The 11615-nt window shown below is 68.5% G+C and carries 10 protein-coding genes and 1 pseudogene; 7 read left to right on the forward strand and 4 right to left on the reverse strand.

Features of this window, described 5'->3' with window-relative positions; genetic code table 11:
- Positions 1-31: 31 nt before the first annotated feature.
- Together nhaA and dxs are read left to right on the forward strand one after the other, a co-directional pair.
- Positions 32-1324 carry a Na+/H+ antiporter NhaA gene (gene nhaA, locus A5733_RS15680; protein WP_076240768.1) on the forward strand — a complete coding sequence of 431 codons (1293 nt, stop codon included), beginning with the start codon at positions 32-34 and terminating at the stop codon, positions 1322-1324.
- 27 nt (positions 1325-1351) lie between these two features.
- Positions 1352-3262: a 1-deoxy-D-xylulose-5-phosphate synthase gene (dxs, locus tag A5733_RS15685; RefSeq protein ID WP_076240769.1), complete on the forward strand. Its 1911-nt coding sequence runs from the start codon at positions 1352-1354 to the stop codon at positions 3260-3262.
- 8 nt (positions 3263-3270) lie between these two features.
- On the opposite strand, the gene A5733_RS15690 is transcribed toward dxs, so the two are convergent.
- A complete protein-coding gene (locus A5733_RS15690) occupies positions 3271-4533 on the reverse strand; it encodes a ribonuclease D (RefSeq protein ID WP_076240789.1) in 1263 nt (420 codons plus the stop codon).
- A 4-nt stretch (positions 4534-4537) separates the two neighbouring features.
- Positions 4538-5119 carry a DUF3000 domain-containing protein gene (locus tag A5733_RS15695; protein ID WP_067770456.1) on the reverse strand — a complete coding sequence of 194 codons (582 nt, stop codon included), beginning with the start codon at positions 5117-5119 and terminating at the stop codon, positions 4538-4540.
- Positions 5120-5230: 111 nt separating this feature from the next.
- Between A5733_RS15695 and hemE the strand changes: the two genes are divergently transcribed.
- The 4 genes and pseudogenes from hemE to A5733_RS15715 all read left to right on the forward strand — a co-directional run bounded on the left by hemE (position 5231) and on the right by A5733_RS15715 (position 9216).
- Positions 5231-6292, forward strand: coding sequence for a uroporphyrinogen decarboxylase (gene hemE / locus A5733_RS15700; RefSeq protein ID WP_076240770.1), 1062 nt, complete (start codon positions 5231-5233; stop codon positions 6290-6292).
- Complete coding sequence (locus A5733_RS15705; RefSeq protein ID WP_067770452.1) at positions 6289-7656, forward strand: protoporphyrinogen oxidase; 1368 nt, start codon at positions 6289-6291, stop codon at positions 7654-7656. The genes hemE and A5733_RS15705 overlap by 4 nt, the downstream gene beginning before the upstream one ends.
- 4 nt (positions 7657-7660) lie before the next feature.
- A complete protein-coding gene (gene hemQ / locus A5733_RS15710; RefSeq protein WP_067770450.1) occupies positions 7661-8356 on the forward strand; it encodes a hydrogen peroxide-dependent heme synthase in 696 nt (231 codons plus the stop codon).
- A gap of 115 nt (positions 8357-8471) precedes the next feature.
- Positions 8472-9216, forward strand: a pseudogene (locus A5733_RS15715) (class I SAM-dependent methyltransferase).
- An 11-nt stretch (positions 9217-9227) separates the two neighbouring features.
- Here the strand turns inward: A5733_RS15715 and msrB are convergent.
- Entirely contained in the window at positions 9228-9644 is a 417-nt protein-coding gene (gene msrB, locus A5733_RS15720) for a peptide-methionine (R)-S-oxide reductase MsrB (RefSeq protein WP_076240771.1), read from the reverse strand.
- 113 nt (positions 9645-9757) lie between these two features.
- On the opposite strand from msrB, the gene A5733_RS15725 reads away from it, so the two are divergent.
- Positions 9758-10330, forward strand: a complete 573-nt coding sequence (locus A5733_RS15725) for a class I SAM-dependent methyltransferase (protein ID WP_076240772.1) — start codon at positions 9758-9760, stop codon at positions 10328-10330.
- Here the strand turns inward: A5733_RS15725 and aftC are convergent.
- Positions 10322-11614, reverse strand: a complete 1293-nt coding sequence (aftC, locus tag A5733_RS15730; RefSeq protein WP_076240773.1) for an arabinofuranan 3-O-arabinosyltransferase — start codon at positions 11612-11614, stop codon at positions 10322-10324. The two genes, A5733_RS15725 and aftC, sit on opposite strands and share 9 nt — an antisense overlap.
- Position 11615: the final 1 nt, after the last annotated feature.

Here is an 11615-nt window from a genome sequence, read left to right on the forward strand (position 1 = left end):
CGATCGTTGAATGCTGACCTCAGGAGCCCGGATGACTGACCGCCGTGACGGCCGCGGCCGACGCCTGCTGGCGCGTGGATCATGGCCGGAATGGCAGCGGGTCTCGGACCTGCTGCGCACTGAGACCGTCGGCGGGGCGCTGCTGCTGGCCGCGGCGGGCGCAGCGCTCGTGTGGGCCAATTCGCCATGGTCGTCCAGCTACCACCGGCTCTCGGAATTCGTCATCGGCCCGCAGTCGCTGCAGCTCGATCTGTCCCTGTCGTCCTGGGCCGCCGACGGTCTGCTGGCCATCTTCTTCTTCGTCGTCGGCGTGGAGCTCAAGCGGGAGTTCGTCGCGGGAGACCTGCGGGACCCGGCCCGGGCCGCGCTGCCGATCGCGGCGGCCGTCGGCGGCATGGTGGTGCCTGCGCTGATCTTCGTCGGGATCAACGTGTTTTCGGGCCACCCGGAGACACTCGACGGGTGGGCGGTGCCGATCGCCACCGACATCGCCTTCGCGCTGGCGGTGCTGGCGGTGGTGTCCACCCACCTGCCCGCGGCGCTGCGGATCTTCCTGTTGACGCTGGCGGTGGTCGACGATCTGCTGGCCATCACCGTGATCGCGCTCTTCTACACCGACCATGTGGCGCCCGCACCGCTGCTGGGGGCGCTGGTGCCGATCGGGCTGTACGCGCTCGCGGTGCAGCGCGGCGCCCGGCAGTGGTGGATCCTGCTGCCGCCGGCGGTGTTGGCCTGGGCGCTCGTGCATGCCAGTGGCGTACATGCCACGGTGGCCGGGGTGGTGTTGGGTTTCACCGTGCCGGTGCTGGGCCGTCACGCGTCGGCCAAACACTTCGAACACCTGGTGCGACCACTGTCGGCCGGGTTCGCCGTCCCGGTGTTCGCGTTCTTCGCCGCAGGCGTGACCGTCGGCGGCTGGTCGGGCTTCTCCACGGCGTTGACGCACCCGGTGACCATCGGCGTGATCGCCGGCCTGGTGCTCGGCAAACCGATCGGCGTGCTGGGCACCACATATCTGCTGGCCCGCTTCACCCACGCGAGCCTCGACGAGGATCTCGCGTGGCGCGACGTCCTGGGTGTCGCCTTGCTGGCCGGTATCGGGTTCACGGTCTCGCTGTTGATCGGCGAACTCGCGTTCGGACACGCCAGTGTGGCCGACGACGACGTCAAGATCGCGGTGGCCACCGGATCGGTGGTTGCCGGTCTGCTCGCATCGGTGGTTCTGGTCTCGCGCAATGCCGTATACCGGCGAATCCACCGGTTGGAAACCCTCGATGCCGACCACGACGGGGTGCCCGATGTCTATCAGCCTCGACAGGACTGATTTCTGATGCGTGCGTACACTGGCGGAATGCTTGAACAGGTCCGCGGTCCCGCTGATCTGCAGCACCTGTCGCAGTCACAATTGAGTGATCTGGCGGTCGAGATCCGGCAATTTCTGATCCACAAGGTGGCTGCAACCGGCGGACATCTTGGCCCCAATCTGGGTGTCGTCGAGCTCACCCTGGCGCTGCACCGTGTGTTCGATTCGCCACACGATCCGATCATCTTCGACACGGGTCATCAGGCCTACGTGCACAAGATGCTGACCGGGCGCGCACAGGATTTCGACACCTTGCGTTCCAAGAACGGTTTGTCGGGATACCCGTCGCGCAGCGAGAGCGAGCACGACTGGGTGGAGTCGAGCCACGCCAGTACCGCGCTGTCCTATGCCGACGGTCTGGCCAAGGCGTTCGAGCTGACCGGGCACCGCAATCGGCACGTGGTGGCGGTGGTCGGCGACGGTGCGCTGACCGGCGGGATGTGCTGGGAGGCGCTGAACAACATCGCCACCGGTGGTCGGCCGGTGGTCATCGTCGTCAACGACAACGGCCGCAGCTATGCGCCCACCATCGGTGGGTTCGCCGAGCACCTCGCGGGCCTGCGGCTGCAGCCCGGCTACGAACGGCTACTGGAGGAGGGCCGCAAGGCCGTGCGCGGCCTGCCTGTCGTCGGCGAGTTCTGCTACCAGTGCATGCACAGCATCAAGGCCGGCATCAAGGACGCGATCGCCCCGCAGGTGATGTTCACCGACCTCGGTCTCAAGTACGTCGGCCCGATCGACGGTCACGATGAGCACGCGGTGGAGAACGCGCTGCGTTACGCCCGTGGTTTCAAGGCCCCGGTGATCGTGCACGTGGTGACCCGTAAGGGCATGGGCTACGCGCACGCCGAGAACGACGAGGCCGACCAGATGCACGCCTGCGGCGTCATCGATCCGGAGACGGGGCTGCCGACGAAGGCCTCGGGTCCAGGGTGGACCTCGGTGTTCTCCGACGAACTCGTCAAGATCGGCGCCAAACGCCGGGACGTGGTGGCGATCACCGCGGCGATGCCGGGGCCGACCGGTCTGAGTGCGTTCCGGGATCGGTTCCCGGACCGGTTCTTTGACGTCGGAATTGCCGAACAGCACGCGATGACCTCGGCGGCCGGGCTGGCCATGGGCGGCCTGCATCCGGTGGTGGCGATCTACTCGACATTCCTCAACCGGGCGTTCGACCAGCTGATGATGGACGTCGCGCTGCACAAGCTGCCCGTCACCATGGTGCTCGACCGCGCCGGGGTGACCGGGCCGGATGGCGCCAGCCACAACGGGGTCTGGGACCTGTCGATCCTGGGCATCATCCCGGGTCTGCGCGCAGCCGCGCCGCGCGACGGCGCGCGCCTGCGGGAGGAGCTCGCCGAGGCGCTGGCGGTCAACGACGGCCCGACCGCGCTCCGCTTCCCGAAAGGCGATGTGGGCGAGGACATTCCGGCGATCGAGCGGCGTGGGGGAGTCGACGTGCTCGCGGTTCCGGCCGCCGGTCTGACCGACGACGTGCTGTTGGTGGCAGTGGGATCGTTCGCGTCGATGGCGCTGGCGGTGGCCGAGCGGCTGCGCAACCAGGGCATCGGGGTCACGGTGGTGGATCCCCGCTGGGTGCTGCCGGTTCCCGAGGTCATCGGTGAACTGGCCCGGGTGCACAAACTGGTGGTCACCGTGGAGGACAACGGTGTGCACGGCGGCATCGGCTCGTCGGTGTCCGCGGCGCTGCGTCACGCCGAGATCGACGTGCCGTGCCGGGATCTCGGTGTCCCGCAGGTGTTCCAGGACCATGCCTCCCGCGGCGAGGTGCTCGCCGAGATCGGCCTGACCGATCAGCACATCGCGCGCCAGATCACCGGATGGATCGCCGCGATCGGGGCGCCGGTGGATGAGGAAGTCGGCCACCAGGTCGACTGACGCCGGGGTCAGTCGCTGCTGAGCGCCTTGGTCAGCACCGGGATCGTCAACTCCCGCTGCCAGGGCCGGACGTTGGCCTCGACGAGGAACTCCGATATCGCGGTGGCGACGTCGCCGGTGGGGTTCCAGTCCCAGCACAGCCGGCGCACCACCTCGGGGGTGATGAGGTTCTCGGCGGGCACCGACACCCGTTGCGACAGTTCGGCCAGACCGGCACGGGCGGCTTCCAGTCGGGCAGCGGCCTCCGGTTTGCGCCTGGCCCAGCGTGCCGCCGGCGGCGGACCGTTCTGGGCTTCGTTGGCCTCGGGCGGGTCGGTGGTCTCGCGGGCCCGATTCAGGGCGTCCAACCAGACCTTGGCGCTCTTGCGCTGTTTGGAGCCGCCGAAGACCGGCAGGGCGACGAGCTCGTCGACCGTCTTGGGATCGGCGGTGGCGGCGTTGATGATCGCCGAGTCGGGCAGGATCCGTCCGGGGGCGATGTCGCGCCCGCGGGCGATGGTGTCGCGCGTGGTCCACAGCTCGCGGACCGCGGCCAGCGCGCGCGGGTTGCGCACCTTGTGGATACCGGAGGTGCGCCGCCAACGGTCACGCCGGGTGGGTTGTGCCACATAGGCCCGCAGATACTCGAATTCCTGTGCGGCCCAGTCGGTTTTGCCCTGTTCTTCGAGGACGGCCGCGATCGCGTGACGCAGTTCCAGCAGTACCTCGACGTCCAGCGCGGCGTAGTTGAGCCACTCCGCCGGCAGGGGGCGCTTGGACCAGTCGGCCGCGCCGTGGCCTTTCATCAGCTGCAGGCCGAGCAGGCGTTGCACCATGGCAGCCAGGTTGACGCGTTCGAAACCGGCCAGCCGGCCCGCCAACTCGGTGTCGTAGAGCTTGCCGGGCCGCAGACCGATCTCCGACAGGCACGGCAGGTCCTGGTCGGCGGCGTGGAGCACCCATTCGTCGGCGGCCAGGGCGTCGGCCACCGGCGCCATGGCGTCGATGGGGGAGCCGCCGTGGTTGACCGGATCGATCAGCGCGGTTCCCGATCCGGAGCGGCGGATCTGCACCAGGTAGGCGCGATTGGAGTAGCGGAAGCCCGACGCACGTTCGGCGTCGATCGCGAAGGGGCCGCTGCCTTTCGCCAAAGATTTTGCCGCAGAGGATATTTCTTCAGCCGTCACACAGACGTCCGGAACGCCCTCGGCGGGCTGTAGCAATGGGGTCGCATCGGCCTCGGCGGGCTCGCCGGCTCCTGGGGCTGCTGAGAGTTGGGGGTCCTGGTCCATCATGTCAAGCGCGGGTGCGGGAACTCAGATCGGTGACACCGGCCGGCGGCAAGCCGGCAGCGTGCTCGAGGACTTCACAGAACGCCTCGACGTGCGGGCCCAACTCCAGATCGGTGGCGGTCCAGGAGGCCCGCAGCTCGAGCTGATGGGCGCGCGGCGGGCCGGAGATGTCGCCGTAGCGCACCGAGGTGGTGGCCGTGACGGTGCCGCCCAGCGCCGTGACGTGCTCGGCGCGGGATCCCAGCGCATCCACCAGCCAGCTCCAGGCCACCTCGGGCAGGAGCGGGTCGACGGCCTCACTGGAATCGAGGTCGGCCTGGATGTAGGCGACCAGACGCATCGTGCCGTCCCAGGCCTCGGCCCCGTCGGGGTCGTGCAGCAGGATCAGCCGGCCGAATGCGTCGCCCTCGGAACGCTCCGGGACCACCGCGGTCTCGGGATGTCGAACCTCGGCGCCCAGTGCATAGCTGTACGGTGCCAACCGCTGTGGCGGGCGTATCGGACCCAGCTCGATTTCCGGCCGCACGGTGGTGGCACTCATGGCCGCCACCGCCGTCCGGAACTGGGCCGGTTCGGCAGAGGTCACGGCGTTTGACGCTAGCGGATGAGGCCAGGACAGGTTGCAGGCGCGCCGTAGCAGGACCGTCACGAACCGGCAACGGTCCGCGTGGGCGGGCTCGTGGCACCATAGGAGCCGATGAACACCCGCCGGGAGCTGCCCGATTCCCCGTATCTTGCCGCCGCGAGCGGCCGCACTCCGCACCGTGTGCCGGTGTGGTTCATGCGGCAGGCCGGCCGCTCGTTGCCCGAATACCGCGCGTTGCGCGCCCAGCACCGCATGCTGGAGGCCTGCTTCGATCCCGAACTGGTCTGTGAGATCACGCTGCAGCCGGTGCGCAGGCATGGTGTCGACGCCGCGATCCTGTTCTCCGACATCGTGGTGCCGCTGAAGGCCTCGGGGATCGGGTTGGACATCGTGCCGGACGTGGGCCCGGTGATCGAACACCCGATCCGCACCTCGGCCGACGTCGAGGCCATGAAACCGCTTGATCGAGAGCAGGTCTCGGCGGTTTCGCAGGCCATCTCGATGTTGGTGCGTGAGCTGGGCGAGGTGCCGCTGATCGGCTTCGCCGGTGCCCCGTTCACCCTGGCCTCCTACCTGGTCGAGGGCGGTCCCAGCCGTCACCACGAGCGCACCAAGGCGATGATGCTCGGTGAGTCGGCCACTTGGCACGCCCTGATGACCGCACTGACCGACGTGACCATCGCCTTCCTGCAGGCCCAGGTCGATGCGGGCGTGGACGCGCTGCAGGTGTTCGATTCCTGGGCCGGGACGCTGTCGCTGGCCGACTACCGCACGTATGTGCTTCCGCACACCACCCGGGTGTTCGCCACCATGGCCGCCGCGGGTGTGCCGATGACGCATTTCGGCGTCGGCACCGCCGAGCTGCTGGGAGCGATGTCAGAGGCATTGGGCTCAGCGCCGGCCACCATGGTGGGCGTGGACTGGCGCACGTCACTGATCGACGCCGCGGCCCGGGTAAAGCCGGGCACTGCGCTGCAGGGCAACCTCGATCCGGTGGTGCTGCTGGCGGGCTGGCCGGTGGCCGAGCAGGCTGTGCGCCGCGTGGTCGACGACGGCCGTGCCGCGGTGGCGGCGGGGGCGGCCGGTCACGTCTTCAATCTGGGCCACGGTGTGCTGCCGGCGACCGATCCCGGCATCATCACCGAGGCGGTGACGCTGGTGCACTCGTTGTGAGTGCGTCGTATTGCGTTGTCGGCGGGGGCATCTCGGGCCTTGTCGCGGCGTACCGATTGAGGTTGGCCGCCGGGCCGCGCGCAGAGATCACGTTGCTCGATCCGGCCGACCGGCTCGGCGGGGTGCTGCGCACCGAACGGATCGGTGGGCAACCGTTCGACGTCGGGGCCGAGGCGTTCGTGGTGCGCCGGCCCGAGATGCTGGACCTCCTCGATGAGCTGGGCCTGACCGGCCGGCGGCTCAGCCCCACCGGCGCCCGCCCACTGATCTACAGCGGGGCCCGGTTGCATCAGTTACCACAGGGCACGCTGCAAGGTATCCCGGCCCAGGCGTCGTCGATGCTCGGTCTCGTCGACGACGAGACCGTGGCGCGCATCCTCGATGAACCCAACCGGCCGCTGCGCTGGAGCCGCGGCGCGGATCCGTCGGTCGCCGACCTGGTCGGTGACCGCTTCGGCCCGCAGGTGCTGACCCGGTCGGTCGACCCGCTGCTCAGCGGGGTGTATGCCGGGTCGTCGGCCACGATCGGTCTGCGTTCGGCCGTTCCGCCGCTGGCCGCAGCGCTGGACCGCGGGGCCCGCAGCCTGACCGAGGCGGTCCGGGCGGCCCTGCCCCCGCCGTCGGACGGCCCGGTGTTCGGGGCGGTCGACGGCGGCTACACCGTGTTGCTGGATGAGTTGCGCCGCCGCGCCGACGTGCGGTGGGTTCAGGTCGCCGCGGTGCGGGTGGACCGCCAGGTCCGCGGATGGGCGGTGCTCGACGACGAAGGCGCGCGGTGGCACGCCGACGCCGTGCTGTTGGCGGTCCCCGCGCCACATCTGCCCGCCCTGGTCGAACACGTCGCGCCGCGTACCGCCGCGGCGGCCCGCCGCATCCGGGTGGCCTCGGCGGCAGTCGTGGCCCTGGCCCTGCCGGGTGGCACCCCGCTGCCGCAGCAGTCGGGTGTGCTCGTCGCTGCGGGTGAACGCCTCAACGCCAAGGCGGTCACGATGTCCTCGCGTAAGTGGGGCCGGCGCGGGAACGTCGAGCTGGTGCGGCTGTCCTTCGGCCGCTACGGCGACGCCGCGGAATCCAGCGTGGCGCGCAGTACCGGCGACGAGGACCTGTTGACCTGGTCGGCGCGGGATCTGCACACGCTGTTCGGGGTCACCGTGGATCCGGTGGACAGCCACGTGCACCGCTGGATCGACGCGATGCCGCAGTACGGTCCGGGGCACCGCGATCTGGTGGCCGAACTGCGGGCCGGGTTGCCGCCAACGTTGGCGGTGGCCGGCGGTTATCTCGACGGGATCGGGGTGCCGGCGTGTGTGGGCACCGCCACCCGGGCGGCCGCGGAACTGGTGAACGCCCGCGTGGCACGATAGGCGTATGGCCAAGCTGGACTACGACGAACTCAACTCCACCATCCGCTACCTGATGTTCTCGGTGTTCGCCGTGAGCCCGGGTGAGCTGGGTGAGGACCGCGCCGAGGTGACCGACGAGGCGGCGGCGTTCTTCAAGACCACCGAAGAGCGTGGCGTGGTGGTGCGCGGTCTGTACGACGTGGCCGGCCTACGCGCCGACGCCGACTTCATGATCTGGACGCACGCCGACAACATCGAGGCGCTGCAGGCCACCTACTCCGACTTCCGTCGCACAACCGCATTGGGCCGGATCAGCGACCCGGTGTGGAGCAGCGTGGCGCTGCACCGGCCGGCCGAGTTCAACAAGAGCCACGTCCCGGCCTTCATCGCCGGTGAAGACCCGGGCAACTACATCTGCGTCTACCCGTTCGTGCGGTCCTACGAGTGGTACCTGCTGCCCGACGAGGAGCGTCGTCGCATGCTCTCCGAGCACGGCATGGCCGCCCGCGGGTACAAGGATGTGCGGGCCAACACGGTACCGGCGTTCGCGCTCGGCGACTACGAGTGGATCCTGGCCTTCGAGGCGCCCGAACTGCACCGCATCGTGGACCTGATGCGCGATCTGCGGGCCACCGACGCGCGTCGTCACACCCGCGAGGAGACGCCGTTCTTCACCGGGCCGCGGGTCAGCGTCGAGGATCTGGTCGCCAAGCTGCCCTAGTTTTTCTGTACGCGAACAGACGCAGATGTCCCCGTCCGCCCGGCGTGTCCGGGACATCTGGGTCTGCTCGTGGACATGACCTGGGCTTTCAGTTCGCGGGTCTACCCTCGCGGACATGACTGCTCCGCAAGAATCCGATCGATTCGAAGAGATGTATCGCGACGAGCGGACATCGCACGGACTGCCCGCCGCGACGCCATGGGATATCGGTGGGCCGCAGCCCGTCGTGCAGCAGCTGGTCGCGCTGGGCGCCGTCAAGGGCGAGGTGCTCGATCCCGGCACGGGGCCCGGGCATCACGCCATCCACTACGCGTCAAAGGGGTTGTCGGCCACAGGTATTGATGCCTCACCGGCCGCCATCGAGCGAGCCCGGCAGAACGCGCGGCGGGCCGGGGTGACCGTCGATTTCCAGGTGGCCGACGCCACGAAGCTGGAGGGGCTGGAAGGCCGGTTCGACACCGTCGTCGACACCGCCTTCTATCACGTGTTCACCGATGAGCCCGAACTGCAGAAGTCGTATGTGCGGGCCTTGCACCGAGCCACCAAACCCGGTGCGCGGCTGTACATGTACGAATTCGGTGACCACAACGTCAACGGCTTCCGGATGCCGCGGTCGATGTCGGCCGACGATTTCCGCGGGGTACTCCCGGACGCCGGCTGGGAGATCACCTACCTCGGGACGACGACCTACCAGGGCAACGTCAGCGTCGAGGCGTTCGAGACCATGGCGGGCGCGTAACCCCGACATGGCCGATCAGATGGGCCCGGTGTTGGAGCGACTGCGGGCGATCGAACCCTGGCTGGTCGACGGCCGCGTGCACATGCCGTTCTGGGAGGTGCACGCCACCCGGGTCGAGTAGCGCCCCCGGCGTCAGGCGGGCTTGGGCACCAGCTTCAGTGAAATGGAGTTGATGCAGTACCGCTGATCGGTCGGGGTGGGGTAGCCCTCACCCTCGAACACGTGCCCGAGGTGGCTGTGGCAGTTGGCGCACAGCACCTCGACGCGACGCATCCCCAGCGAGTCGTCGGAGCGCAGGATCACCGCAGCGGAATCGGCCGGATCGAAGAACGACGGCCACCCGCAATGGGATTCGAACTTCTCGGTGCTGCGGAACAGCTCGGCGCCGCAGGCCCGGCACTCGTAGACGCCCTCGGTCTTGGTGTCGGTGTACTCCCCGGTGAAGGGACGCTCGGTGCCCGCGCGACGTAGCACCGCAAACTCTTGCGGGGTGAGCTTCTCGCGCCACTCGTCGTCGGTCAGCGCCACCTTGGGGCCCTCGGTTGTCATAGCACCCAAATTACGTGTTGTGCGCCGACGTGCGCCAGGCTGCGGCGGCCTGACGCGATAGCCTGCGGTTGCTCGCTGCACAGGACTCGACACCCAGACGACAGGAGCCCCGCATGCCGGCGATGTCACAGATCGAGCGCGCCTTCTGCAAGACCGCGCTGTGGCGAACAGGAACGGGGCAGGCGGTGCTCGGCAGCCTCCCGGTTGACCGGTTGGGCCGCGAGGTGCTCGAAATCGGCTCTGGCAGTGGCGATATCGCGGCGCGGTTGCGACAGGCCAATCCGGATCTGGCGATCACCGCGACCGACTTCGACCCGGCGATGGTGCGCGCCGCAGCCCGGCGGCTGCAAGCGTTCCCGGACGTGACCGTGCGCGCCGCCGACGCCACGGATCTGCCGTTCGCCGACGATTCCTTCGATTCGGTGGTCAGTTGCCTGATGTTGCACCACATCGTGGACTGGGAGTCGGCGGTCGCCGAGATTGCCCGGGTGTTGCGCCCCGGCGGTGTGTTCACCGGCTACGACCTCACCCGGACCCCGATGGCCACGGCGATCCACCGGCTCGACCGCTCGCCGTTCCGGCTGGTCAACCCCGACGAACTCGACGAGGTCTGCGCCCGGCACGGGTTGGCGATGCAGACCAGGACCCGGTTGGCGGGTCAGGTCATGCAATTCAGCTCAGAGTGATTCGGGTTCGCGAGTTCGATTCATCCACGGCGGGTCGATGCCCTCGTCGAGCCTGCCGTCGGATTTGGCGTCGAGGTAGCGGAAGTACAGCACGCAGAACACCACCACCACCAAGAGCGACCAGCCGTAGGTGATCTTCATGTATTCGAGGAAGCGCCCGGTGGTGGGCCAGCGCCACATCAGCCAGCGGTCCATCGTCATGAACCCGTAGACCGCCAGCCAGGCCGGCCAGTTGCGCAACACCGAGTTCGGCAGGACCACCGTCATCAGGAACGGGAACAGCATCATCGAGTAGTAGCCCTGGGCCAGTCCGAGGACCAGCCACGAGGTGACCAGCAGGACACCCGAGGAGGTCAGCATCCAGAACAGCTGGTCGCGTTCGCGGTAGTAGCGGTACAGCAGCCACAGGCTGATCGCGGCGAGTACTGCGATCGCCACCCGCAGCGCGATGATCAGCCACATCGGCAGGCCGTAGTAGATGCCGTTGCCCAAGATGGCGGAGTTGAAGTAGTCGCGGGTCTCCATGATGTAGGGCAGGGTGTTGCGCACGAAGCCCATCGGGTCCGACGACAGTGGCCACGCCACGGCGTTGAACACGATCGGCACGGCGAACGCCGTCACCAACGCGCGCCACTGCCGGTTGAGCAGCGGCAACAGGAGCAGCACGGCCAGCACGGGTTTGACCACGAGGGTCAGCCCGATCGCCGCGCCGGCCCACCACTGATGGCTCACCTTGCCCGACAGCAGCCAGGTGAAGAACAGCACCTCGCCCAGCAGGATGCAGCCGTTGATGTTGGTGAACACCAGGGTGTTGGTCACTGATTCGGTGCAGTACATGGCCAGCAGCAGGGCCGGCAGCGCCACCGAGGTCAGCGAGAACTTGAACAGCCGTACCAGAAGGCAGGCCGCGATGACGACGGCCACCGAGTTGATCGCCACGAACCAGAAGCGGGAGGCGAACTCAGGCAGGAAACCGAAGGGCGCCAGCAGCAGGGTGCCGCCCGGCGGATACAGGTAGTGCGGATCGACGAAGTTGAAATGCTCGTTGTAGATGTCCCAGTGCCGACGGAAGTTCGACACCGCGCGGTACACCGGGCCGAAGTCGTCGGTGATGTAGCCGTTGGTCGAAAGCACGTAGCTGCGGTGGATGATCGACAGGATGGCGATCGGCCACAGTGCCGAGCGCAGCACCGTGGCGGTGCTCGGCGGGGAAGTGCGGGGACGGAATGCGTTCAGGACGCCGGAAATGATGGAATCTGCTGCCGCCACCAGCGAACCGTACACC

This window comes from Mycobacterium sp. NS-7484, assembly GCF_001953975.1.
GTDB lineage: Bacteria > Actinomycetota > Actinomycetes > Mycobacteriales > Mycobacteriaceae > Mycobacterium.